The organism is Pseudomonas sp. GW822-FHT02G04 (assembly GCF_058802085.1).
Map to the genome: position 1 here is coordinate 27,046 of NZ_JBXANU010000012.1, position 23,549 is coordinate 50,594.

At 61.1% G+C, this 23,549-nt stretch carries 20 protein-coding genes and 1 pseudogene; 12 read left to right on the forward strand and 9 right to left on the reverse strand.

The genetic code is table 11. The features are described 5' to 3' along the window. Positions 1-94 precede the first annotated feature (94 nt). Complete coding sequence (locus AC1RO5_RS16540) at positions 95-988, reverse strand: PA4780 family RIO1-like protein kinase (RefSeq protein ID WP_019651901.1); 894 nt, start codon at positions 986-988, stop codon at positions 95-97. A 600-nt stretch (positions 989-1,588) separates the two neighbouring features. Between AC1RO5_RS16540 and AC1RO5_RS16545 the strand changes: the two are divergent. Both AC1RO5_RS16545 and AC1RO5_RS16550 read left to right on the forward strand, forming a co-directional pair. Then, positions 1,589-2,521: pseudogene (locus AC1RO5_RS16545) on the forward strand (cache domain-containing protein); the annotation flags it as partial. 129 nt (positions 2,522-2,650) lie between these two features. Continuing rightward, positions 2,651-3,379 carry a methyl-accepting chemotaxis protein gene (locus tag AC1RO5_RS16550; protein WP_370694720.1) on the forward strand — a complete coding sequence of 243 codons (729 nt, stop codon included), beginning with the start codon at positions 2,651-2,653 and terminating at the stop codon, positions 3,377-3,379. Positions 3,380-3,495: 116 nt separating this feature from the next. Here the strand turns inward: AC1RO5_RS16550 and AC1RO5_RS16555 are convergent, their stop codons facing one another. Continuing rightward, a complete protein-coding gene (locus AC1RO5_RS16555; RefSeq protein ID WP_493176283.1) occupies positions 3,496-4,287 on the reverse strand; it encodes an AraC family transcriptional regulator in 792 nt (263 codons plus the stop codon). 84 nt (positions 4,288-4,371) lie between these two features. Here AC1RO5_RS16555 and AC1RO5_RS16560 point away from each other — a divergent pair, with 84 nt between their 5' ends. Continuing rightward, a complete protein-coding gene (locus tag AC1RO5_RS16560; protein WP_493176284.1) occupies positions 4,372-5,400 on the forward strand; it encodes a bile acid:sodium symporter family protein in 1,029 nt (342 codons plus the stop codon). On the opposite strand, the gene AC1RO5_RS16565 is transcribed toward AC1RO5_RS16560, so the two are convergent. Continuing rightward, entirely contained in the window at positions 5,401-6,678 is a 1,278-nt protein-coding gene (locus AC1RO5_RS16565) for an acetyl-CoA C-acetyltransferase (RefSeq protein ID WP_493176286.1), read from the reverse strand. Positions 6,679-6,870: 192 nt separating this feature from the next. On the opposite strand from AC1RO5_RS16565, the gene AC1RO5_RS16570 reads away from it, so the two are divergent. Further along, entirely contained in the window at positions 6,871-8,223 is a 1,353-nt protein-coding gene (locus AC1RO5_RS16570; protein ID WP_493176288.1) for a 3-oxoacyl-ACP reductase, read from the forward strand. A 2-nt stretch (positions 8,224-8,225) separates the two neighbouring features. Continuing rightward, positions 8,226-9,080: a MaoC family dehydratase gene (locus AC1RO5_RS16575; protein WP_493176289.1), complete on the forward strand. Its 855-nt coding sequence runs from the start codon at positions 8,226-8,228 to the stop codon at positions 9,078-9,080. Positions 9,081-9,259: 179 nt separating this feature from the next. Here AC1RO5_RS16575 and AC1RO5_RS16580 read toward each other — a convergent pair whose 3' ends face one another. Both AC1RO5_RS16580 and AC1RO5_RS16585 read right to left on the reverse strand, forming a co-directional pair. Then, positions 9,260-9,670: a response regulator gene (locus AC1RO5_RS16580; RefSeq protein ID WP_493176291.1), complete on the reverse strand. Its 411-nt coding sequence runs from the start codon at positions 9,668-9,670 to the stop codon at positions 9,260-9,262. An 86-nt stretch (positions 9,671-9,756) separates the two neighbouring features. After that, positions 9,757-9,954, reverse strand: coding sequence for a Flp family type IVb pilin (locus AC1RO5_RS16585; protein WP_493176293.1), 198 nt, complete (start codon positions 9,952-9,954; stop codon positions 9,757-9,759). 327 nt (positions 9,955-10,281) lie between these two features. On the opposite strand from AC1RO5_RS16585, the gene cpaB reads away from it, so the two are divergent. The 5 genes from cpaB to AC1RO5_RS16610 all read left to right on the forward strand — a co-directional run bounded on the left by cpaB (position 10,282) and on the right by AC1RO5_RS16610 (position 15,565). Next, a complete protein-coding gene (gene cpaB / locus AC1RO5_RS16590; protein ID WP_493176295.1) occupies positions 10,282-11,214 on the forward strand; it encodes a Flp pilus assembly protein CpaB in 933 nt (310 codons plus the stop codon). Between the two features lie 86 nt (positions 11,215-11,300). After that, complete coding sequence (locus AC1RO5_RS16595) at positions 11,301-12,506, forward strand: CpaE/TadZ family protein (RefSeq protein WP_493176297.1); 1,206 nt, start codon at positions 11,301-11,303, stop codon at positions 12,504-12,506. Next, entirely contained in the window at positions 12,503-13,783 is a 1,281-nt protein-coding gene (locus tag AC1RO5_RS16600; RefSeq protein ID WP_493176299.1) for a TadA family conjugal transfer-associated ATPase, read from the forward strand. The genes AC1RO5_RS16595 and AC1RO5_RS16600 overlap by 4 nt, the downstream gene beginning before the upstream one ends. 10 nt (positions 13,784-13,793) lie before the next feature. After that, complete coding sequence (locus tag AC1RO5_RS16605; RefSeq protein WP_493176301.1) at positions 13,794-14,678, forward strand: type II secretion system F family protein; 885 nt, start codon at positions 13,794-13,796, stop codon at positions 14,676-14,678. Further along, complete coding sequence (locus AC1RO5_RS16610; RefSeq protein ID WP_493176303.1) at positions 14,675-15,565, forward strand: type II secretion system F family protein; 891 nt, start codon at positions 14,675-14,677, stop codon at positions 15,563-15,565. The genes AC1RO5_RS16605 and AC1RO5_RS16610 overlap by 4 nt, the downstream gene beginning before the upstream one ends. 58 nt (positions 15,566-15,623) lie before the next feature. Here AC1RO5_RS16610 and AC1RO5_RS16615 read toward each other — a convergent pair whose 3' ends face one another. The 3 genes from AC1RO5_RS16615 to AC1RO5_RS16625 all read right to left on the reverse strand — a co-directional run bounded on the left by AC1RO5_RS16615 (position 15,624) and on the right by AC1RO5_RS16625 (position 18,233). Next, complete coding sequence (locus tag AC1RO5_RS16615) at positions 15,624-15,998, reverse strand: DUF6124 family protein (protein ID WP_493176304.1); 375 nt, start codon at positions 15,996-15,998, stop codon at positions 15,624-15,626. A gap of 851 nt (positions 15,999-16,849) precedes the next feature. Next, positions 16,850-17,641, reverse strand: coding sequence for a response regulator (locus AC1RO5_RS16620; RefSeq protein WP_493176305.1), 792 nt, complete (start codon positions 17,639-17,641; stop codon positions 16,850-16,852). Between the two features lie 121 nt (positions 17,642-17,762). Next, positions 17,763-18,233 (reverse strand): prepilin peptidase, encoded by a 471-nt coding sequence (locus AC1RO5_RS16625; RefSeq protein WP_493176307.1) that lies wholly within the window; start codon positions 18,231-18,233, stop codon positions 17,763-17,765. Between the two features lie 75 nt (positions 18,234-18,308). Here AC1RO5_RS16625 and AC1RO5_RS16630 point away from each other — a divergent pair, with 75 nt between their 5' ends. Both AC1RO5_RS16630 and AC1RO5_RS16635 read left to right on the forward strand, forming a co-directional pair. Next, a complete protein-coding gene (locus tag AC1RO5_RS16630; RefSeq protein ID WP_493176309.1) occupies positions 18,309-18,749 on the forward strand; it encodes a TadE/TadG family type IV pilus assembly protein in 441 nt (146 codons plus the stop codon). Then, positions 18,746-21,517, forward strand: a complete 2,772-nt coding sequence (locus AC1RO5_RS16635) for a PAS domain-containing sensor histidine kinase (protein ID WP_493176311.1) — start codon at positions 18,746-18,748, stop codon at positions 21,515-21,517. The genes AC1RO5_RS16630 and AC1RO5_RS16635 overlap by 4 nt, the downstream gene beginning before the upstream one ends. Here the strand turns inward: AC1RO5_RS16635 and AC1RO5_RS16640 are convergent. Then, entirely contained in the window at positions 21,487-23,469 is a 1,983-nt protein-coding gene (locus AC1RO5_RS16640) for a pilus assembly protein TadG-related protein (protein ID WP_493176312.1), read from the reverse strand. The two genes, AC1RO5_RS16635 and AC1RO5_RS16640, sit on opposite strands and share 31 nt — an antisense overlap. Positions 23,470-23,549: the final 80 nt, after the last annotated feature.

A 23,549-nucleotide genomic window follows, 5' to 3' on the forward strand; every position in this document is an offset into this window, starting at 1 on the left:
CAATCCTTGAATGTGCGAAGTGTTCCTGGCCCCCTACAAGGGGATCAGGGAGATCACAAAAAACCCGGCCGAAGCCGGGTTTTGGGTCAACCGATCACTGCATCCACGGTGGAGGCGGTTCTTCGGTCTTGCTCGGTGGCGCATCGTCCGCCGCCCGAACCGCTTGGCGACGCTCTTCATCGAGACGGGCCGCCTCGATCTCACGCATGATCCCGCCAACGTCCGCCAGCTCTTCCGGCTCGTCGAACTCGCCAGTCAACACGCTGGCCGGGTGCAAGGTGCCGGCTTCGTACAATGCCCACATTTCCTTGGCGTACTTGGTGCGTTTCAACTCCGGTGCAAAGCGACCGAAGTACGACGCCATGTTGCCCACGTCCCGCTCCAGCATGCTGAACGCGTGGTTGTTGCCCGCCGCATCCACCGCTTGCGGCAGGTCGATGATGACCGGGCCGGTCGGTGTCAGCAGCACGTTGAACTCGGACAGGTCACCGTGCACCAGACCGGTACACAGCATCAGCACGATTTGCGAAATCAGGTAAGCGTGATATTCGCGTGCCTGGTCCGGCTCCAGCACCACATCGTTCAGGCGCGGTGCGGCATCGCCGTACTCGTCGGCCACCAGCTCCATCAGCAGCACGCCTTCGAGGAAGTCATACGGCTTGGGCACCCGCACACCGGCACTGGCCAGGCGGAACAGCGCCGCCACTTCAGCGTTCTGCCAGGCGTCTTCGGTTTCCTTGCGACCAAACTTGGAGCCCTTGGCCATCGCGCGAGCCTGCCGGCTATTGCGCACCTTGCGGCCTTCCTGATACTCGGCCGCCTGACGAAAACTACGTTTGTTCGCCTCCTTGTAGACCTTGGCACAACGCAGCTCGTTGCCGCAGCGCACCACATAAACAGCTGCTTCTTTACCACTCATGAGTGGGCGCAGCACCTCGTCGACCAGACCGTCCTCGATCAGGGGTTCAATGCGTTTTGGAGTCTTCATCAGCTTTTATTGTGGGTCCTTTATTACCAAACACGCGAAAGTCATTCGTTATACGGCAATCCTCTCATTCGGGGGAGGGGTTGCCGACCTATGAACGTCCCCATGAACATCAAGAAGCACACAATGTGCCGGATTAATCAGGCAAAACTCATCGACCGCCCAGGATCATAACTGAGCCTGCATCACTTGTTGACGAAGGGATACAAGGGCAATTGCGACAGAATCTAACCTCGATCCCTGCCCTTCGCAGGATTTTTCTCAACAGACCTCAATTTCCCGGTTCCCCGGCCGAATTCATTAGAGAGAAAAGGAATTGTCTGACAAACGCCCCGACAACAATCAAGAAGGCGCGCTCAAGGATCGGGGCATATCAAACGTTTTCGGCTGCCAATAATCCGCGAGTCATCAGTACTGCGTGGGCCTACAAGAAAAACTGGAGCGCGGATGAACATCAAACAGAAGCTGACCTGGGCGTTTGCAATCATCGCCTGCTTGCCCGTGGTGCTGGTCGCCACCCTCGTTGTGCTGAACTTGCGCAGCGATGCCAAGGACAATTTTGTCGACGGCAGTGGCCGCGAGATTCGTCAGGTCAGCAATGCCATGCAACTGTTCTTTGATGGCATCAGCCAGAACGTTGAGTACCTGGCGACCCAGCCGCTGATCAAGAACTCCGACGACAGCCTCAAGACCTACATGAGCGCCAACGCCGAGAGCATTCCCCAAGGAGAGATGGACAAAAAGGTCTTCGCCCTTCTCCAGGACTTGGGCAACAGCCACCCGGCCTACGCCTATGCGATTCTCGGGACTGCGGCGGGCGGTTACGTGTCCTGGCCGGACGATGCGAAGCTGAGCAATTACGACCCGCGCCAGCGCCCGTGGTACAAGGCGGCCCAGGCCAAGCCGGGCAAGCCGTTTCGCACCGAGGCCTATTACTGGGCTCAGGATGACGCGACCTACGTCAGCACCGTGCGCACCATCGATAACAAACTGGGCACCAATGGCGGCGTAGTCAGCATCGACGTAACGCTCAAGCAGCTCACTGAAATCGTCAAACAGATCAAACTCGGTGAAACCGGCTACCTGATGCTGGTGGAAAACACCGGCACCATACTGGTCGATCCCAAGCAGCCGGAACACAACTTCAAAGCCCTGAGCAGCCTCGGCGACGGCTACGCGCAACTCGGCAAGGCTGGCAAAGGGCTGGTTGAGGTTGAGCTCAATGGCGAGCGCTACATGGCCAACGTCTGGCCGTCGGAGCAACTGGGCTGGACCTTTATCGGCCTGATCAAGCAGACCGACGTGATGAGCTCGGCCACTCAACTGACCTGGCTGATCGCGATCATCGCAGCAGTACTGGCGGTGTTCTTCGCCATCGTCGGCGCCAGTTTCGCCAGCCTGATCGTGCGGCCGATCCGCAGCGTGGCCAGCGGTCTGGAAGGCATCGCCCAGGGTGAAGGCGACCTGACCAAGAATTTGTCCATCCGTGGCAGCGACGAAACCGCGCAACTGGCCAACTGGTTCAACCAGTTTCTGGCGGCGATCCGCAACCTGATTCAAAGCATCGGCGGCGCCGCGACCAAGATCCTCGCCACCTCCCAGAGCTCGACCCAGGTGTCCAGCGACATGGCCGAAGCCGCCGGGCGTCAGCGTGAAGCGGTGGACATGGTGTCCACGGCGTTCCACGAAATGGTCGCCACCGCCAACGAAGTCGCGCGCTCCTGCAGCCAGGCCGCCGAGTCGGCCGACAGCGGTCAGCGCCAGGCCCGTGAAGGCCAGCAGCAGATTGATGCCGCGGTGAGCAGTGTCGATCGCTTGAGCCAGGAAATCGAACAGTCGGCGCAATCGATGCAACAGCTTGAGCGCGATAGCAACGACATTCAGTCGATCCTCGGGACCATCCGTTCCATCGCCGAACAGACCAACCTGCTGGCCCTGAACGCTGCCATCGAAGCGGCCCGGGCCGGTGAACAGGGTCGTGGCTTTGCGGTGGTGGCCGATGAAGTTCGCGCCCTGGCCAAACGCACTGCCGATTCCACGGCGGAAATCGACGGCCTGCTGGGCAACCTGGCCAAGCGCACCAGCCAGGTGACGCAGCAGATGCACGCGAGCCTGGAGGTGTCTCAGCAATCGGTGACCCGCATCGGTGAAGCGCGCAGCAGCTTCGGGCAGATCCGTGAGTCGGTGGATGTGATTCGCGACATGAACACTCAAATCGCCACGGCGGCTGAGGAACAGCATCAGGTGGCCGAGGACATCAATCGGCATATCAGCCAGATTCATGGCGATGCGCAGTTGGTGGCGGAGCTGGCAAACTCGGCGCGGCTGGACTCTCAGAGCCTGGCAGGGTTGTCGAATGAGCTGGACGGGTTGGTTCGGCGCTTCAGGACTTGAGTGCGCGTGATCGTTCCCACGCTCTGCGTGGGAATGCCTCAATGGACGCTCCGCGTCCGCTTCGGCAGGGACGCGGAGCGTCCCGGGCTGCATTCCCACGTGGAACGTGGGAACGATCATTGCTTGAACAACTCCCCGGGGGTAAACCCGAATAACCCCTTGAACGCCGCAATAAACGCCGACGTCGAGTCATACCCGCAAGACAGCGCAGCATTGGTCACGCTGTCCCCCTCCTCCAGCAAACTCAACGACGACAGCAGCCGCATACGCTGCCGCCAACCGCGAAAGCTCAGCCCGGTCTCGCGCTGAAACAAGCGCATCAGGGTTTTCTCCGACGTGCCCAAACGCTCGGCCCATTCCTGCAAGGTCACCGTGCGCTCGGGGCTTTCGATCAGCTCGTTGCACAAGCCCAGCAGACGTTCATGCCGGGGCAGCGGCAAGGAAAACCCCACCTCCGGCAGACTCGCCAACTGATCCAGCAGCACGCCCACCAATCGCGCCTCCTGACTGTCGCCCTGTGGATATTCCACCGGCAACAGGCAAAACCGCTTGATCAGCTCCCGGGCCAATGGCGTGACTTCCAGCACCCGACAACGCCCGTCCGCCCATTGGCAGTCCTCGCGGCGCACGTACAGGCTGCGCATTTCGGCACGCATCGAGGTCACGACCTGGTGCTCGAGATCCGCTGGAATCCAGATGCCCCACTGCGGCGGCGCAAAGAAACTGCCCTCGGCGGTGTGCACGCCGAGAACGCCGCTGATGGCGTAGGAAAACTGCACCCAATCGTGACGATGAGGCGGCGTCCACGAACCAGCGTTCAGGCTTTCCGCCCGCGCATACAACGGACGCGGCAACACCGTCAGCGCCGGGATGGTCCGCTCGAGGGTAAGTTGTCCGTTAGTCGGCATTGATTGGCCTTATGTCGCAAGACGGCTGATAGGGCCGACGTTAGGCTAAGTCTTCAATTCTTACAAATGTATTCGGTGACGATTATGCATGCCTTCAAACACCTCAAACGCGTGGTCACCGACTGGTTCTTGTGCGGCATGCTGATCGCCACGCTGCTGGCGTATTTCTTCCCAACCTTCGGCGCCACCGGCGGCGGGATGCATGCCGAGTGGGTGATCAACATCGGCGTGTTCCTGGTGTTCTTCCTGCACGGGGTCAACCTCTCCAGTGAGCAGATCCGCCACGGGCTGAAAAACTGGAAGCTGCACGTGATGGTCCAAGTCTTCACCTTTGCGGTGTTTCCGTTGATCTGGCTGCTGAGCGACAAACTGCTGGGCTCACACATTCCATCGTTGCTGATGCTCGGTTTCCTCTACCTCTGTGCCCTGCCCTCGACCATTTCCTCATCCGTGGCCCTCACCGGCAGCGCGGGCGGCAACGTACCGGCGGCGATTCTCAACGCGAGCCTATCCAGCGTGTTGGGGATTTTCCTGACACCGTTGCTGGTGAGTTTCGTGGTCGGCAGCGGCGCAGGCGGCATCGACCTGGGTTCAACCCTGCTCGATCTGTGCGCGATGCTGTTGTTGCCGCTGGTGCTTGGGCAATTGTTGCGGCCGTTGCTAGGAAAAATTTTCGCCCGATACAAGCGCTACACCAACATCGCCGACAAACTGGTGATCCTGCTGCTGGTGTACTCGGCGTTCTGCAACTCGATGGTCTCGGGGATGTGGCAGCAACAGGGCAACAGTGTGATTCTCACGGCGTTGATTGGCAGCGCGATTCTGCTGGCGGTCATTCTGTGGATGACCACCCGCACCGCCCGTGCGCTGAAATTCAGCCCCGCCGATGAGATTGCCGCGGTGTTCTGCGCCAGCAAAAAATCCCTGGCGGCCGGGGCGCCGATGGCGGCGTTGATCTTCGGCGCCAACCCTGGCCTTGGGTTGATCCTGCTGCCGATCATGATCTACCACCCGTTGCAGCTGATCGTGTGCTCGGTGATGGCCGAGGGTTACGCCAACCGCAACCGACAACTGGCCGCGCAGCAAAACGCGGCAGTGCTTAGCCCTCAATAATCAGCGCTCGATAATCGCCGTCACGCCCTGACCGCCGGCGGCGCAGATCGAGATCAACCCTCGGCCCTTGCCCGCCGCATCCAGCAGCTTCGCCAGGTTGGCGACGATGCGCGCACCGGTGGCGGCAAACGGATGCCCGACGGCCAATGAACTGCCTTTGACGTTGAGGCGGCTGCGGTCGATGGAACCCAACGGCGCGTCAAGGCCGAGGCGGGTTTTGCAGTACTCCGGATCTTCCCAGGCCTTCAATGTGCACAACACCTGCGCGGCGAACGCCTCATGGATTTCGTAGTAATCGAAGTCCTGCAAGGTCAGGCCATTGCGCGCCAGTAAACGCGGCACTGCATACACCGGCGCCATCAGCAGCCCCTCGGCACCCTTGACGAAATCCACCGCCGCCGCCTCGCCATCGCGCCAATAGGCAAGCACCGGCAAGCCGCGCTCCTTCGCCCATTCCTCACTGCCCAGCAGCACCACCGACGCGCCATCGGTGAGTGGCGTGGAGTTGCCCGCGGTCAGGGTGCCCTTGGCACTTTTCTCGAAGGCCGGTTTCAGTGAGGCGAGTTTTTCCAGGGTCAGCTCCGGGCGCAGGTTGTTGTCCCGGGTCAGGCCGAGGAACGGCGTCATCAGATCGTTGTGCCAGCCTTCGGCGTAGGACGCCGCGAGTTTCTGATGGCTTTCGAGGGTCAGCCGATCCTGCTCGTCACGCGGGATGCCCCAGGTCTGGGCCATTAACTCACAGTGTTCGCCCATCGACCGGCCGGTACGCGGCTCGCCGATGCTTGGAAAGTCCGGGATCAGGTGTCGGGGACGCAGTTGCAGGAAGATTTTCAGTTTGTCGGCGGTGCTTTTGGCGCGGTTGGCTTGCAAGAGGATCTTGCGCAGGTTTTCGTTGACGCCGATCGGCACGTCGGAGGCCGTATCGACGCCGCCGGCAATGCCGCATTCAATCTGACCCAGGGCGATTTTGTTCGCCACCAGCAACGTCGCCTCCAGCCCCGTACCGCAGGCCTGCTGGATGTCGTAGGCCGGCGTCGTCGGTGACAACCGCGAGCCCAATACGCATTCGCGGGTCAGGCCGTAATCGCGCAAATACTTGAGCAACGCCCCGGCCGCCACTTCGCCCATGCGCACACCGTGCAGGTTATAGCGCTCGATCAGGCCTTCCAGCGCTGCGGTGAACATCGCCTGGTTACTGGCAGTGGCGTACGGCCCGTTGGACCGGGCAAAAGGAATACGGTTACCACCGATAATCGCGACGCGGCGCAGCTGAGTCATGAAAAAAGCTCCTTCTGATAGTCAATGGTGAACACACATCCCTGTGGGAGCGGGCTGCAATTCCTGAAAGACCTGCTAAACCCAAGCTCAAACCAACCTGCAATGTTCAAGCGTAGGCCTTATCTCGTGGATCGAACGACTAATTGCCATTCCTGGTCCACACTTTTAACCCCGGCTTCTGGAGCGTGATTCATGTCTGACCGCTATATCGACTTCGCCAATTCGTCCATCGGCCATCGTGTGGTCGGTGCCCTGGGTCTGCCGTCGCCGGTACGGCTGGAACGCTGGCAAGCAGGCCGGCTGCGGCCTGTCGAGGGGGCGCTGTTGATTGGCGGTGGCCCGCTGACAGAAAAAGTCAGCGCCTTGGCCAACCGCCTGACCGACACGACTTACAGCTACGGCACCGACCCGACCCTGGCCACCGAGTGGATTCCCGGCCACGGCCAGAAACTCAAAGCCGTGGTGTTCGACGCCAGTGACCTGGTGCGGGTCGATCAGCTGAAACAGCTGCGCGAGTTCTTCCAGCCACTGATGAAAAACCTCGATCACCATGCACACCTGGTGATTCTTGGTCGGGCGCCGGAGACCTTGAGCGACCCGTTCGCCGCCAGCGCCCAACGGGCCCTGGAAGGGTTCAGCCGTTCGCTGGCCAAGGAACTGCGCAGCGGCGGCACCTTGCAGCTGATCTATGTCGGCGAAGGGGCCGAAGATCAACTGGAAGGCCCGTTGCGGTTTTTCCTCTCGCCCAAAAGTGCGTTCATTTCCGGGCAAGTCATACGCTTGAAGGCGTGTGCGACGCAGGTGATGGACTGGACCCGCCCCTTGTCAGGGCGCAAGGCACTGGTAACGGGCGCGGCCCGTGGCATCGGCGCCTCGATCGCCGAAACCCTGGCCCGCGATGGCGCCGAGGTGATTCTGCTCGACGTGGCACCGGCCAAAACCGATCTCGACGCCCTGGCCGCGCGCCTCGGCGGGCGCAGCATCACCCTGGACATCTGCGCCGAAGACGCCGCAACGCAACTGATCGAACACTTGCCGGATGGCGTCGACATCGTGGTGCACAACGCGGGCATCACCCGGGATAAAACCCTGGCCAACATGACCCCGGAATTCTGGGATGCGGTGCTGGCGGTCAACCTCAACGCGCCGCAAGTGCTGACCAAGGCGCTGCTCGACAGCGGCACCTTGCACGACAATGGCCGAGTGATCCTGCTGGCGTCCATCAGCGGCATCGCCGGCAACCGCGGGCAAACCAATTACGCCGCGAGCAAGGCCGGACTGATCGGCCTGGCCCAGGCCTGGGCGCCGCTGCTGGCAGGGCGCGGCATCAGCATCAACGCGGTGGCGCCAGGATTCATCGAAACCCAGATGACCGCGCACCTGCCCTTCGGCGTACGCGAAGCCGGGCGGCGCTTGAGTTCGTTGGGCCAGGGCGGCCTGCCGCAAGACGTCGCCGAAGCCGTGGCCTGGATGGCACAACCGGGCACCGGAGCGTTTACCGGGCAAGCGCTGCGCGTGTGCGGGCAAAGCGTGTTGGGAGCCTGACCATGAACACCGACTGGCACACACTCACTCGCGAACCCAACTTGCAGGCGTTGTATGTGAAGGCGGCGATGCGACGTAAAATCACCGGCACCGCACTGCCTGAGCTGGGTTATCACTGTTGGGTCAATGTCGATCCGAAACGCCTGGAGGCTTATCGCAAGGTGTGTGGTTTCGCCGACAACGGCCTGCTGCCACCGACGTATCCGCACATTTTGGCGTTCGCCTTGCAGATGCAACTGCTCACCGCCAAGGCATTTCCGTTCCCGCTGCTGGGGCTGATTCACTTGAGCAACCGCATCCGCATCTTGCGCCCCATGGGCGGCGTGAGCCGCGTGCGGGTCAGCGTGAAAGTGCAGAACCTGCAACCCCATACCAAGGGGGCGACCTTCGAGTTAGTGACGACGCTCGACGACCAGTTGGGGCTGCTGTGGGAAGCTGAAAGCCAGATGCTCTGTCGCGGCGTCAAACTGGCAGGCGAGCCTGTCGAAGATGTTTTTGCACCAGCGCTGTCGCTGACCGAGGTAGCCCACTGGAAAGCGCCGGCGGACATTGGTCGCCGATACGCCAAAGTGTCTGGAGACTACAACCCGATCCACCTGAGCGCGATCAGCGCCAGACTCTTCGGTTTCCCCAGCGCCATCGCCCACGGCCTGTGGAACAAGGCGCGGACCCTGGCAGCCCTGAGCGATCATCTACCGACGGCCAACGTCGAGATTGCGGTGCAGTTCAGAAAACCGGTGCGTTTGCCCAGCGAGGTGACGCTGATGTCCAGCGCCGCAGGGTCCAGTGGGGATTTCCAGTTGATGGGTGCCGGGGAGATCGAGCATATGGTGGGGCAGTGGCGACCGGTTGCCTGATGGATTGTGGTGAGGGGGCTTGCCCCCTCTGATCGTTCCCACGCTCTGCGTGGGAATGCAGCCCGGGACGCTCCGCGTCCCAAGAGCCGAACGCAGAGCGTCCGTAGAGGCGTTCCCACGCAGAGCGTGGGAACGATCAAAACTAGGGCGATGCCCCAGATGGATACCTACACCGCGGATCAGGAACTCACCAAACCCCGAGGCTGCGGAAACAAATTATTCAACGTCTCCAACAACCGCACGTGATAAATCGGCTTGCGAAACAAATCCAGCACCTGCAAGCGCAACATGTCACTCACATCCTCCATATCCGCATGCCCCGACGTCACAATCACCGGCAAATGCTGACGAGCCGTATGCTCACGCAGACGCTTGATCAACGACATGCCACTCTCCTCCGGCATCCGCAGATCAGTAATCACCAACGCAATATCAGGATGACGAGTCAAATGATGCAGGGCGAGCTTGACCGACGTTGCCGTAAAACACGTAAAGCCCTCGCCCTCCAGCAACTCCGCCAGTTCCAGTAACGCATCCTCCTCATCATCGACCAGAAGAAGCTGTTGGCGAGGGAGCGCTGGAGCGTTCATGGGGGTAACACCTGCAATGGACTAAGCCTTGACGTTAGAAGCCCTTTGCGGGATTGGCAAATGACTGCCCATGCATAGCGGTCAAGTCAAAGCGCGTTTTGAAGCGCGGTAAACAATGTGGTGACCCTCGTGGAGATGGGTGTCACAAACGCCGCAAGCGCGAGTGCCACCATGCCTGCAATGATCGCGTACTCGATGCCCGAAGCGCCTTCGGTGTCTTTGGCAAGGTCTTTGTAAAAAGCGATGTGGGATTTGATCTTCTGAACCGTCTTAGTGAAGAACATGACATGCCTCCTGAATGACAGCGGATGTTGCACGACCGCAACATGATGCCCCTATGCCAGCATCAGCATTGTCGGCAAACCCATGGCCAACAACTGTAAGAACGCATTAATACTTAAGCAGTAACCGGTTGATTAACGTCACAAAACAGCACTTTGGGCTTCAGCCCGTTACTTTTGTCAGATATTTACCGTCGTATGATGGCATTTTGCTTTACCTGCGCTACCGTCAAATAGCGAAACAGTCCCGCGTTCATAACTGCCTGATTGCGAAGTCATCTCGTTAGAAGGCTTGGGGGCGCTACGCCGCAGGAAAGGGGGAGAGCCTTCATGAACAGCCGCGTCACCCTGGGCCTGGCCGGGCTGTTTCTGGCAGGCGCCATCATCGCCGGTTACTGGGGGCTGGCGCTGAGTCGTCAACCGGCTCCCGAGCCCGTTGTGCAATCCGGCACGCCAGCAGCATCAATGCTGGTGTCAGTGGATGACCCGACCCGCCAACCGGTGGTGGTACTGCTGCGTGATATCGCGCCGTTTGAGCAGATCACCGCCGCCGACGTGACCCTGGAAAAACTCCGTACCGCCCCGGTCGGCAGCCTGACCCGTCTCGATCAAGCCATTGGTCGTACGCCCTGGCGCGCGCTCACCGCCGGCAGCTGGCTCAATGATCAAAGTTTCGAAGCCGGCGGTACGCTGGCGCGGATGATCCGCGCCGATGAACGCGCCCTCGCCGTGGCGGCGGATGATGTGATCAATGTTGGCGGCCAACTGAGCCCCGGCGACTATGTCGACGTGCTGCTGTTTCTGCGCATGGACACCAACAACCTCCAGCAGTCGGCCCAGGTCGTGGTCCCGGCATTGCGCGTACTCGGGGTCGGCGAGCAGTTGGGGCTGACGAATGATGGCAAGCCTGCCAATCCGGCACTCAGCCATGAAGAAAAACTCAAGCAGGAGCAACTGCGCACCAGCGCCCGCACCGTGTTGCTCGCCGTCCCTGAATCCCTCTTGAGCCGCCTGATGCTCGCGGCGCAGGTCGGGGTTTTGCGCCTGGCCGTGCGCAGCGCCGAGGAACAACGCCTGAGCCAATACTGGGCCGGCCGTGGTGACTCATCGGCGAGCCTGGCCAACGCCAACCGCGAGCTGGTGCAGTTCAGTCAACTGGCCCTGGCCGGCACGCCACAATCCCCCGCCCCCAGAGGCGCAGCACCGCGCAAGCCGAGCGTGGAAGTCATCCGTGGCAATGCAGTCACCCAACAAACGCCCTGAATCGAGCGAGGACTCTCCATGCGCAGATGTTTCACGCAGCACTTCCTCGAAAACGGCCACGTCGATAAACACGGCGGATTATCGCAATGAGCCAAAGCCAGAACCTGAGCCAGACCTTCCTCGCGATCACACGCAACAACACCGACTTCGAGTGGCTGCAAGGGGCGCTCGCCCCTTTGGGCCGAGTGATCAGCGCCGGTGGCGGCAACCTCGACGAGCTCCTGACGCTGGTGGACGTGACCTTCGCCAGCCTGGTGTTCGTGGGCCTGGACCATGAGCATGTGGTAGCCCAGAGCGCGTTGATCGAGGGCGCCCTGGAAGCCAAACCGATGCTGGCGATCGTGGCCCTGGGCGATGGCATGGACAACCAACTGGTGCTCAATGCCATGCGCGCCGGAGCGCGGGATTTTGTCTCTTACGGCTCGCGGTCCAGTGAAGTCGCCGGCCTGGTGCGACGCCTGGGTAAACGCCTGCCGACCGTGGCGCCGAACACACAACAGATTCCACAAGGTGGCCTGACCGTACTTTACGGCGTACAGGGCAACGGCGACGGCGCGTTGCTCGCCAACCACCTGGCGCACGTGGTGCAAAAGAGCGGCCAGCAAACACTGTTGCTGGATCTGGGCCTGCCCCGTGGCGACAGCCTGGCGCTGCTGGGGCTGGAGAGCTCGTTTCATTTCGGCGATGCATTGCGTCACCTCAGGCGCCTCGACGCAACGCTGATCGACAGCGCCTTCACCACCTGCAACGCCGGGCTGCGAATTCTCGCCTACGCCAGCAACGATGAACCGCTCGAACAGACCAGCGCCGCCGAGCTGTACATGCTGCTCAGCGCCTTGCGCCAACATTTCCAGCACATCGTGGTGAACCTCACCGGCCAGTCGGACAGTGAAGCATTGCGCACTTTCGTCAGCCATTGCGACAAGTTGCTGTGGTACACCGATCAGAACGTGCTCGACTGCCGACGCAACCTTGAGGTGCTCAGCCGCTGGCGCGAAAAAGGCCTGAAGCTCGACCACGCCAGGTTGCTGGTGGATCGCTACCTGCGCAGCGTCGCACCGGACTCCGACACCTTGGGCAAAACTTTCGGCATGGAGGTGATCGCGGTGTTTGCCTACAGCCCGGAAGTGCGGCTCAACGCCAAGAATCAGGGACTGAGCCTGTTCGAGCTGGCCCCACGCGAGGGCCTGACCCAAAGCCTGCGCACCCTCGGCGAACGGCTGGCCAAACGCTCCGAAGGCCTGGATAAGCCCAAGGCCGGCTGGTTCAACCGGTTGAGGGGCGTGCAATGAGCGGGGAAAAACTCTTCGGCGCCCTCTCGCACGGGCCGACCGGCAATACCGACCACGAAGGCCTGAAACTGGTGCTGCACCGCTACATCATCGACGCCATCGAAGAGTCCGGAAAAAACCTGCTGGAAGGTTCGCGGCCCATGCTGTCGCAGTTCGTCACCGACAAAGTCGCCGAGTACATCGCCCGTCTGCACCTGGCGATATCCCGCTACGAAATGGAACGGCTGGCGGAAGAAATCGTCGACGAACTCACCGGTTTCGGTCCGCTGGAAGTGCTGCTGCGCGACTCGGCGGTGACCGAGATTCTGGTCAACGGCCCACACCGGGTGTTCGTCGAACGTGAGGGAGTGTTGCACCTCAGCGACCTGCGATTCATCGACGACCACCATGTCGAGCGGGTCATGCAACGGATTCTCGCGCCCCTGGGCCGACGGCTCGATGAGTCTTCACCGATGGTCGATGCACGCCTGCCCGATGGCAGCCGGGTCAACGCGATCATTCCACCGATCGCCCTCGATGGCCCATGCCTGTCGATTCGAAAATTCCGCAAGGACATGCTCAAAAGCTCCGACCTGATGGCGATGCAAACCATCGACCAGGCAATCTTCGAGTTCATTCAGGAGGCTGTGGGCAAGCGTTGCAACATCCTGGTCAGCGGCGGTACCGGCACCGGCAAGACCACATTGCTGAACATTCTCAGCCAGTTGATCGCCCCTCACGAACGGCTGGTCACCATCGAAGACGTCGCCGAACTGCAGCTCGGTCATCCTCACGTGGTGCGCCTGGAAACCCGACCGCCGAATGCCGAAGGCCACGGCGAAGTGAAGGCCAGCGACCTGATTCGCAACGCACTGCGAATGCGCCCGGACCGGATCATCCTCGGCGAGATTCGCGGCGTCGAAGTGGTCGACGTACTCACGGCCATGAACACCGGGCACGACGGTTCGATGAGCACCGTACACGCCAACAACGCCCAGGATGCGCTGTTGCGCCTGGAGACGCTGGTGGGCCTGACCGGACGGCTCATCGCCGAACGCACCCTGCGGCAAATGATTTGCGCGGCGCTGGACGTGGTGATCCAACTGACGCGCCTGCCCGATGGCCGCCGTTGCGTCAGCGAAGTGGTGGAGGTCGTCGGTATTCGTGATGACGTCTACGTGACCAACACACTGTTCCGCTTCGACCGACGTACCGGCCGCGGTTTTCTGCGCGAGGCGGCCAACCCCGCCGGCGACAAACTGCGTCGCGAGTCGGCGCTCTCTCCCTTGGCGTATTGAAGGTCACAGCATGCTCAAACCGGCGCTGCTCATTCTGCTTTGCCTGACGTTGCTGGGTGTGTCGATCCGTTTGATCTACAAAGGTCTGCGCCAGACCGGCATCGATCGAACCCTTGGCCGTCTGACGCAGGGGCAACCGCAACTGACCGTCGCGAAATCATCCTGGTCTGGCCTGGAACGGGCCTTTCTACGCGCCGGTCTCGGTCGTCCCACGGAGCGCCTGGGGTCGTGGCTGCTGCTCTGGGCCTCAGCCGTTTTGCTGGGATTTGCCCTGGCGGGCTGGATCGGTTTGTTGATGTTGTTGCTGGCGCCGCCCCTCGCTCTGCGGCTGTACATCAGTTGGCGCTATCAGCGCCGGCTCAAGCGCATGATCGAACAACTGCCGACGTTGCTCGATCACACGGTGCGCAGCCTGAAATCCGGACGCACCCTGGCCGATGCGGTGCTGGGCGCCATCAACGCCGCCGAAGCGCCACTGAAAGACGCCATGGGTCGGGTTCAACGCAACGTGCACTTGGGCGTCAGCCTGCCGGACGCCGTTTCGGACCTCGCCGAGTTGTATGAAAAAGACGAGTTTCGCTTGTTCGCGCTGGGCCTGAAGGTCAATCACCGCTACGGCGGCAATGCCAGTGAGCTGTTCGAGAACCTGATCAAAATGATCCGCGAACGAGACCAGGCGTCGCGCCAACTGCGCGCCATGACCGGCGAAACCCGCGTCACGGCCGTGGTCCTGGGGCTGATGCCAGTGGGGCTTGCCGGTTACTTCCTGGTGTCCAACCCGAAATACCTGCTAGCCATGTGGAACAGCGGCTCGGGACAAATGATGCTGGCGACCGCGTTCGGTTTACAGGTCGTGGGCTGCCTGGCGCTGTGGCGCATGTTGCATAGCGTATGAAAATCGCCCTGCTGATGAGCGCACTGCTGTTTCTGGCGGCCACACTGTTGTTGCTCAGCGGCCTGCTGGACCAGCACCGGCGTGCGCGCCAGGTGGCCCAACGGCTGGACGGCAAACCGCTGAGCGACCATCGCGTCAGTCACTGGCTACACAGGCTGGGCGACAGCCGCATCGGTCAGCGTTCGATCAAACTGGACAACGAAACCCAGACCCTGCTTAACCGCCTCGGCTGGCGCAGCGCTCGACAACGCTCGCTGTTCGCAGCCTGCCAGATCGGCACACCGGTGCTGGCGTTGGCCCTGTGCCTGCTGATCCAGGGCCTGTTCTTCCCGCAAGTGAACAACCACTGGATCACCCCGACCCTCGCCACCGCCCTCGGCTACCTGCTGCCCAAACGCTTGTTGGCCGCTGCCGCACAGCAGCGGCAAAAACAACTGGCGATCGAGATATCGACCTTCATTCCACTGCTGCGCATCCTGTTCGAATCCGGCATGGCGGTGGAACAATCACTGCGAGTGTTGAGCGTCGAAGGCAAACAACTGCTACCGGCCCTGACCCACGAATTGCGCCTGATACTGGCGCGGGTTGATTCCGGCCTGGAACTGGGCGAAGAACTGAACAAGGCCACCCAATTGCTCTCGGTGGACGAATTCACCGATACCTGCGTAATCCTTCAGCAACTGATCCACCAGGGCGGCGGCGCAATGAAATCACTGCTGGCGCTCAAGCTGCTGCTCGATGACCGACGCCTGACACGCTTGCAGGAATACATCTCCAAGATGTCCGCCAAAATGTCCGTGGTGATGATGCTGTTCCTCTTCCCGGCGCTGCTGATCGTGCTGGCCGGACCGAGCTTCACCGCGCTGGCGCGGGCGTTTGGTTCTTGAATGACCGGTGATCCTGTAGGAGCGAGCCTGTGGTGAAGGGGCTCGCTCCTGCAAGGGGTCAGCTGTGTGGCGCGGGTTTGGGTACGTCGACGTTATCCAGCACCCGATTCACCGCCAGCTCGGCCAGCATGATGACCTGCTGAATCGCCAGGAGCGTATGCCGCTGCGGGGCGTCGACATAGGCGGCGATGTCGCTGGTCATGACGCTGGCCGAGGCCAGTGATTCGCAGACATGAGCGAGCAGACTTTCGTTGTCCATGTCCGGGGCGACCAGAAACATCCTGCTTGGCTTGCGGCCTTCGGGTTGTTTGGGTGGTGGCTTGAGGTAGTGGTCGAGCGCGCGTTCGGCGGCTTCGTTGAGTTTTTTCGAATCGAGGGATTCGTAGGGCGAAACGTCATCAGTTTCAGGGGGATTTGGTGTGGCTTTGAACATGATTACACCTCCGGGATGAAATGGAGCCACTTCCAAATTGCCGCGACGCAATTTGGGGTGGCAGCTGTACGCGGGTTCGCGGACCGATCCCTGGAGGCATACATCGGCATACCCGAAGGTATCCCGCGCACAGTCGCCATGACACGATACGACAGACACCAAAAAGTGTTGTTGTTCGGTGGAGCGATTATGCCTCAAGAATCGAGCCGCGACGCCCGGTCGCTGAGTTGTCAGCGACGGACAAAGGCTAGAGACGCAGCTTCCGACGGGCAACCTGAAAAATGCGTGGGAAAGATCTGCGCACTTAGACATCAATTAAACATTCAAAAGCGGAACGCGGAGCGTCCCTGGCGGCGTTCCCACGCGGGAGCGTGGGAACGATCATGCAGGTACAGACGAAAGAGATTGGTCGGCTGTCAGGCCGCCTTCGCGGGCAAGTCGGATCGCCGCACCGCTCGCTCCTACGGTGGAGCGGCGTACATCCGCCAAACTACAGGCCGAGCGTTAGCTCGCCTGCCGCTTTTGATCTTGATTCACCCGCCCCTTCGGGAGGCTGAGTGGAGGTGTTCATCTGGGGATTGGCGCGCAGCGCCGTTCGACGCAGTCGAACCCATCGCATGTAGGTTGAAGCGAAGCCAACCGTAGGGCGATGCCCCCAGATGGATACCGGAGCGAAGGAACGCCGAGCCTTAGCGAGGGGCCGTACGCTTGGGGCGAGACCTTTTGGTTCCTTTTGGGGCGTTTGCCAAAAGGGACTCGCCGTCAGGGCGAAACCATAAGTAGCCGTTACCGCAGAAACGGATATGTACACACCGCAAACAAGAACATGGTCGGCCCAAAGGCCGCCAAGATCAGCGCGCAGAAACCCGCCGCCCCCCGGCATTCCCGGGCGACAACGCCAACGCCACCTGCGTACGATTATGCATATGCGTCAACCGCAACACCTGCGACACATAAAGCTTCACCGTGTTCTCGGTAATCCCCAACTCACAGGCAATCTGATAATTGGTCTGCCCCTTGCCCACCAACTGCGCCACCTCCAACTGCCGCGGCGACAGCTGATTGAACACCGCCGGCATCCCCACCACCCGCTCCGGTTCACCGAGCACACCGTCAACCGAACCTGACACAGGTTCCGGGGACGCCCCCCGACGAACCTTGTCCAGATCCTGATAAAGCTCATCGATCGATTCACAAAGGTACTGCAGCTTCTGACTCAAATGCCCCAACTGCAGGTTCTTCTGCCGCTCCTGCAAGGCCACCTCCTGGCGCTGCAAACCTTCGAGCAACTCAGCCAGATCAATCGGTTTCTGATAGTAATCGGCGAACCCGATACGCAAAGCCTTGATCACATCCTGCTTGTTCGCATGCCCGGTGAGCATGATCGCCTCGAACGCCCGGTGCTTGCCGGACAACCGCTGCAGCGCCTCGACAAGCTGGATGCCATCCATGTCAGGCATCTGCAAATCACACAGCACCAAGCCGATATTCATGTCTTCGCTGAAACGCTCGATCGCCTGATGGCCGGAGACACAAGGCACACAGCGATAACCATTGCCCTCGATGAACTCGCAAAGCTCTTCGACAATCAACGGCTCATCATCCACCACAAGAACTTTTACTGCCGAGGTAAGCTTGTTCACGTGCCACTCCCTGCCAAGTCTGGCTTGGCCGCTCCTGCACTGACACCACAGGCTGTACAACAACTGTTTTGAAAGTAGACGCACTTTCCGACTATGTACATAGAACAGGTGACGCCTGCGATTAATGCATCCAGGCCAGTGTGAGCAGCACACCCACCAGCACGAACGGCGCAAAGGGCTGCTTTTTTGACGTCCCAGGCTCGAGGTAACGAAGACGCGCCCTAAGCCCCTGACCCATATGCAGCCAGAGTCTTGGCGCCAGCAGCAACCAGAGCGCACTGGCCACCCCGGCGCCGATGAAACCGCCGAGCAGGTGCGTACCGTCCGTCGCAAGGCCCAGCGTCGCCATCAGCTTCACGTCGCCTGCCCCCATGCGTCGCAACGCATAACCGGGCAAGGTGAAGGCCAATGCCAACAACAAAGCCCAGCCGCCCTGCACAGCCTCGGCCCCCAGCCATGTGGTGCCCGTCCACAACAGATAGGCCAACGCCAACACACCTGCGCCAAGGGTCAGGCCATTGCCGATGTGGCTCTCTCGGGCATCCTGTGCTGCGCAAAGCGTCAGCCAGATGAGTAGGACAAGGCTCTGCATCCGGTAAAAAACGTCCGTTTTGGCTGAATGATTCTATGCTGACACTACGCAGTAATTGTCAGGGTAGACGCACTCATGAATACAGGCCTCCCCCGCAAACAAAAAGGTGCCGTGGCGATTGAGTTTGCCTTGGTGTTCATCATATTTTTTGCCGTGTTTTATGGGCTGGTCAGTTACAGCCTGCCACTGTTACTGATGCAATCGTTCAATAAATCGACGGCCGAAGCGGTGCGCCGCAGTGTGGCGCTTGACCCGGGCACCGCCAATTACGACACCGCCGTACGAACCGTTGCCACCACCGAACTGACCCGGCAGCTGGCCTGGATTCCCGCCGCGCTGAATTTCAACGTGGCCACCGACGCCAGCGCCACCTACACCGGCGGCGTGCTGACGGTCACCATCAACTACCCCACCAGTAAACTGAATCAAGTGCTGCCGTTCCTGGTGCTGCCGGGAATCGGCTCGGTGCCCAATCTGCCGGCGACCCTCACGGCCCAATCGAGTCTGCAGTTTTGAGCTCCGGGGACAAACTCTTCGGACGTCTGCTCAATCGCCATCCGCCACAGACCCCGAATACGCCAGACCCTGCGAGCGTGCAGCGTGTCGGTTTGCAGCTGCATCTGGATGACGAAGGTCGAGTGATTCACCTCAGTGGCCCGCTGCGTCATCTGCTTGAGCAACAAATAACCGACACGCAGTCACCACCGCACCTGCTCGATTACCTCATGCCCCATAGCACCCTGTCGGTTGAAGGCACGCCGGCCGAGTGGCAGGGACAGAGCCTGGACCTGGACTTTTTCAGCCTCGCCGGACAACCGCTGCATCTACGTGGCTGGGTGCAACCGTCGGGCGAAGAATGGTTGTTGCAGTTGATCGATATCGGCGACTTGTTGCTCGAACGTCGACAAGCGCGCAGCCGTGAACAATGCCAGTTGCTCGCGGCGCAAGTCAGCGAACAATTGCGCCTGTGCAGCCCACCTCGTCTGCCCGAGGTGCTGGCGGAGCAACTGCAAGGCCTGGCCCAGCGTTTTCAGATCCCGTGCATGGCCATGGCCTTGCTCGATGAACAGGCCGAGGGTTGGTTGATTCACCAGCAGTATGCGGCCTTCGATGCGCCAAGGTTGTGGGATATCAATCAACGCCTGGGCACCGGCCTCGACAGTTTGAACGGCTCCGTCCCCCAACAGCTGACACCCAGCGAGCACCCACGCCTGCAAAGCATTTTCGGCAACGCCGAAGGGTTCGCGGTGCCCTATCGCAATGCCCGGGGCGTGGTCGCGTGGTTGCTCTGTGGTTTCTACCCGGTGCAAGAACGTGCCCCCGACTTGAGCGAGCGCGACTGGTTGCAACTCACCGCCGCCCTGGCCGGGCCGCTGCTGGAGCGCTTGCGCGAGCATCAGCACCATCTGCAACTGGAGCGCCTGGAATCTCTGCAAGCGTTGCTCGGTACCGGCTGGTGGGAGGTTTTCAGCGACCATGCCGAGGTGCAATTGGCGCCGTCGCTCGCCAGTACGCTGAACCTTACGAGCGCTCGTTTTCCGCTGCACGACTGGCTCGAACAGATTCATCCCGCCGACCGTGAAGAGCTGACGATTCGCCTGCAATCCTTGCAGGACGAAGGCGCGCCGTTGCTGTTGTGCGTACGCCTGCATCACCCCGACACGACACAAACGCCAATCTGGTATCGACTGCAAGGCCAGGCATTGGGCATCGGTAAAAACCGCCGGCTGGTGGGCTTCATGCTCGACATCAGCGACATCAAAAACCAGCAGCAGAACGCCGCTGCCGCCCATGCCCGGCTGGACAACCTGATCGCCAGTTCACCGGCGGTGATCTACGTGCAGCGCTACGTCGAAGGGGCGCTGCAACCGACGTTTTTCAGTGACAGCCTGCTGCCATTGCTCGGCTGGTCGCTCGCCGATTGCGCCGCAGGCTCGCTGGTGGAGCGGGTCCATCCCGAAGACCGCGACGGCTATTTCGAACGCACCCGGCAACTGCTGCGCGAGGGTTCGGTGAGCGCCCGTTATCGGCTGCGCGACAGTCGCGGCGATTACCACTGGCTGCTCGACGAAGCCAAACTGCTGCGCGACGACCTCGGGCTGCCGGTGGAAGCCGTGGGCCTGTGGCTGGATGTCACCGAGGCAACCTTGGCCGCCGAGAAAGTCAAACAGAGTGAAGAGCGCTATCGGATTCTGGTGGAAGATTCCCCGGCGATGATCTGCCGCTATCGACCCGACCTGACGCTGACCTTCGGTAACCGGCCACTGGCGACCTATCTGGAATGCCAGCCCGAGCAGCTGCCGGGGGTAAACCTGGGTAGCTGGATGTCGCCGGAACAGTGCGATGCGTTCCTCCAACGCCTCAGTCGACTGAGCCCGGAGTTCCCGGTCAGCACCGCGGAAATCAACCTGCAACTGCCAGGACGGGAACACGCCTGGTGGGTCTGGTCGGATCGCGGTGTGTTTGACGAGCAGGGTCGCTTGCTTGAGATTCAAGCCGTGGGCCGCGACAACACCGAGGTCCGGCGCGCGCAGCAACAGCTTACCCAGAGCGCGAAAATGGCCACCCTCGGCGAAATGGCCACTGGGCTGGCCCATGAAATCAATCAGCCGCTGAACGTGATGCGCATGGCCATCGTCAATGTGCTCAAGCGTCTGAGCAATGGCGACGCGCAAATCGATTACCTGACAGACAAACTCAATCGCATCGACGCACAGGTCCAGCGCGCCGCGCGGGTGGTGGATCACATGCGGGTGTTCGGCCGGCGTTCGGAGATCGAACAGCAGCCGTTCAATCCGGTTCAAGCCATCGAGGGCACGCTCGCGCTGCTGTCCGAAGGCCTGCGTGGCAAAGGCGTCGATCTGCGGGTCAGCGAGAGTGGTTTTGATGTGCAGGTGCGCGGTTATGTCGATCAGCTGGAACAGGTGCTGATCAACCTGATGGTCAATGCGCGGGATGCATTGCTGAGCAAACGCGAGACCGACCCGGCGTTCAAACCGTGGATTTCGTTGTACACCGAATACGATGAACACGCGGTGCGGCTGTGGGTCGAGGACAACGGCGGCGGTATCGACCCGCGGTTGCTGGAGCGGATTTTCGAGCCGTTCTTCACCACCAAACCGGTGGGCGTCGGCACCGGGCTCGGGTTGTCGGTGAGTTACGGCATCGTCGAGAACATGGGCGGACGGTTGAGCGTAAGAAACTCGGCCGAGGGCGCGCGGTTCTGTATCGAGCTGCCGATTGTCCCGGGCGATCAGATCACCAGCGTCGCGCGCCCAGAGTGACAGCTAAGGTTGGCGCCGACATCGACCTTGTTCAAGTCGACCCCAAGGCTTATCAGCACGGTGTTGATCAGACTGTCGAGCAATGGGTTGAGCACGCCGTTGATCGCGCTGCCCAGCAAACTGGTCACGCTGCTCAGGATCGCTCCCAGACCGCCGACGAGACTGCCCGAAGGGCCATACATATCAACGTGAAGGTTAACCGGGGTGTTGAGCAGGTTGCTGACGATGCTGCTGGTGGAAAACGAGTAGTAGAACGGTGGCTGGTTGATGTCCGGCAGGCTGCTGGCGGGGGGTGCGGAGTAGACGTGGGGCATGTTGGTGCTCGGCGTCACACTGGTGTCGGCGACGATATCGATGCCACCACCGACACCGGGCACACGCGGATCGCAGGTGATAGGCACGAACAAAAATCTGCGACAGGTTTTGATGCCGATATCGATCAGCTTCAACGGCTGCACCGTGACCGCCGGCGGTGTGGTGTTGCTGCCAAACATGCTGACCGCATCGATCCGGCCGATTTTCAGGTTCACCAGCGATGTGCTGGTGCTGGTGGTCAAGGTTTTATTGGTGTTGCTGACGCAGCTGTAGGCCGTGACGTAACTGTTGGCACTGGCGACATCCAGCGCCACGTCGAGCCGTATCGGCCCCGGCAACACCATGATGTCAGGCGTCTGGCAGGGTACGCCGATGGCACAGGTCAGTGAATTGAGCACGGCCACCAGGTCGAGGTTGAGCAAGGCGTTGAGGGTGTTGGTCAGCGGTCCTGCCAGATCCGCCGCCGCGTTGACCAGGGCCGCGATGGCGTCCAGCGCCGGCAAGTCGATCGACAACAATGTGCGAAGCTGCGCTGTTTTCACATAGATCCGATTGGGCCCCAGCGGATCCAGCGCGGCGTTTTTCGGATTGCCTATCGCGGAGAGTTGCGGCGGCTCCAACACCTGCACCCGAGCGGTGATTTGCGCCAGCCCTGCCAGATTGATCGGCACTGTCGCCACCACACCGTTTTTCTTGTTGGCCAGTTGCACGACGCCTTCGATCAGGTTGAACACACTCACAGTCGTCGCGAACGTTGAGATGTCGCTGCCGCTCTCGACGTGCAGCAGATTGCCCAACACCACAGTCGTGGAGCCAGCGGCCACCTTGAGCGCTTGCAGACCGACAATGGTCGCCGTCGCGCCGAGGGTGCCGCCGGGGTCCAGCACATTCACGGCGGTCTGGATCAATTGGCTGACGGCCACCGAAGCGCCCAATACCTGGCCATACCCGGCGGCGTTGAGACCGAGGTCGACCTTCAGTCGATCAAGGTAACCCAGCAGGCTGATGTTGGTGTTCACCAACCCATCCCACCCTGCCACGGACACGTTCAGACTGCCTCCGAGCAAACCGCCGAACAGCGCATTGAGGGTAGCCGACTTGCTGCTATCGACGCTCAGCGCCGTGGTACGCAGGGTCAGCGATGCCAGCGGTGGCGGCAGCGCCGCGACGGCAGTCGCAGTCAGGTTGAGGGTCGCCCCGGCCGGAGCACCGCCGAACAGGGCGCCAACGCCACCGGCGAAACTCTGCTGCACCGAATGGCTGACGATCACCCGAATGGCTTCGCTGCTGCTTGGGTTAGCCACAAAAACCCGCAGACTGTTGGCGTCCAGGCTCAAGGTGCCACAGGCTACCGCCAGGCTGCGCGTGGGGTCAGGAAGGGTGAAGCCGTTGCGGTTTACGCTGGCAGTGGCATAGACGGTCGCGGTGGTACCCGCGGCGCAATCACCGTTACGCGTGGCAGCCTCCAGTGCGGCCATGTCCGCTAGCCGCTGCAAGCTGCGTTTTTCCAGGTACAAGCGGCCACTGTCGACCACGATCAGCAGGAACACCAGGGCCATGCCGAGGGTCAGCACCGCCATCAGACCGATCGCTCCCCGTTGCCGGGCCGGGCTACGAAACTGCAAGCGGGGAGACATGGCGCACTCCTTTGCCGGCGCACCGCCGAGGGCTACCTCCATTGATGAACAGCAGTGTAGACAAGGGTTTGCCGGATTGC

What these genes read in the sequence shown, in the direction of transcription:
- AC1RO5_RS16540 (WP_019651901.1), bottom strand. Translation starts at nt 988, where the DNA reads ATGAAGACTCCAAAACGCATTGAACCCCTGATCGAGGACGGTCTGGTC.
- AC1RO5_RS16550 (WP_370694720.1), top strand. Translation starts at nt 2,651, where the DNA reads ATGGTGTCCACGGCGTTCCACGAAATGGTCGCCACCGCCAACGAAGTC.
- AC1RO5_RS16555 (WP_493176283.1), bottom strand. Translation starts at nt 4,287, where the DNA reads ATGCCGACTAACGGACAACTTACCCTCGAGCGGACCATCCCGGCGCTG.
- AC1RO5_RS16560 (WP_493176284.1), top strand. Translation starts at nt 4,372, where the DNA reads ATGCATGCCTTCAAACACCTCAAACGCGTGGTCACCGACTGGTTCTTG.
- AC1RO5_RS16565 (WP_493176286.1), bottom strand. Translation starts at nt 6,678, where the DNA reads ATGACTCAGCTGCGCCGCGTCGCGATTATCGGTGGTAACCGTATTCCT.
- AC1RO5_RS16570 (WP_493176288.1), top strand. Translation starts at nt 6,871, where the DNA reads ATGTCTGACCGCTATATCGACTTCGCCAATTCGTCCATCGGCCATCGT.
- AC1RO5_RS16575 (WP_493176289.1), top strand. Translation starts at nt 8,226, where the DNA reads ATGAACACCGACTGGCACACACTCACTCGCGAACCCAACTTGCAGGCG.
- AC1RO5_RS16580 (WP_493176291.1), bottom strand. Translation starts at nt 9,670, where the DNA reads ATGAACGCTCCAGCGCTCCCTCGCCAACAGCTTCTTCTGGTCGATGAT.
- AC1RO5_RS16585 (WP_493176293.1), bottom strand. Translation starts at nt 9,954, where the DNA reads ATGTTCTTCACTAAGACGGTTCAGAAGATCAAATCCCACATCGCTTTT.
- cpaB (WP_493176295.1), top strand. Translation starts at nt 10,282, where the DNA reads ATGAACAGCCGCGTCACCCTGGGCCTGGCCGGGCTGTTTCTGGCAGGC.
- AC1RO5_RS16595 (WP_493176297.1), top strand. Translation starts at nt 11,301, where the DNA reads ATGAGCCAAAGCCAGAACCTGAGCCAGACCTTCCTCGCGATCACACGC.
- AC1RO5_RS16600 (WP_493176299.1), top strand. Translation starts at nt 12,503, where the DNA reads ATGAGCGGGGAAAAACTCTTCGGCGCCCTCTCGCACGGGCCGACCGGC.
- AC1RO5_RS16605 (WP_493176301.1), top strand. Translation starts at nt 13,794, where the DNA reads ATGCTCAAACCGGCGCTGCTCATTCTGCTTTGCCTGACGTTGCTGGGT.
- AC1RO5_RS16610 (WP_493176303.1), top strand. Translation starts at nt 14,675, where the DNA reads ATGAAAATCGCCCTGCTGATGAGCGCACTGCTGTTTCTGGCGGCCACA.
- AC1RO5_RS16615 (WP_493176304.1), bottom strand. Translation starts at nt 15,998, where the DNA reads ATGTTCAAAGCCACACCAAATCCCCCTGAAACTGATGACGTTTCGCCC.
- AC1RO5_RS16625 (WP_493176307.1), bottom strand. Translation starts at nt 18,233, where the DNA reads ATGCAGAGCCTTGTCCTACTCATCTGGCTGACGCTTTGCGCAGCACAG.
- AC1RO5_RS16630 (WP_493176309.1), top strand. Translation starts at nt 18,309, where the DNA reads ATGAATACAGGCCTCCCCCGCAAACAAAAAGGTGCCGTGGCGATTGAG.
- AC1RO5_RS16640 (WP_493176312.1), bottom strand. Translation starts at nt 23,469, where the DNA reads ATGTCTCCCCGCTTGCAGTTTCGTAGCCCGGCCCGGCAACGGGGAGCG.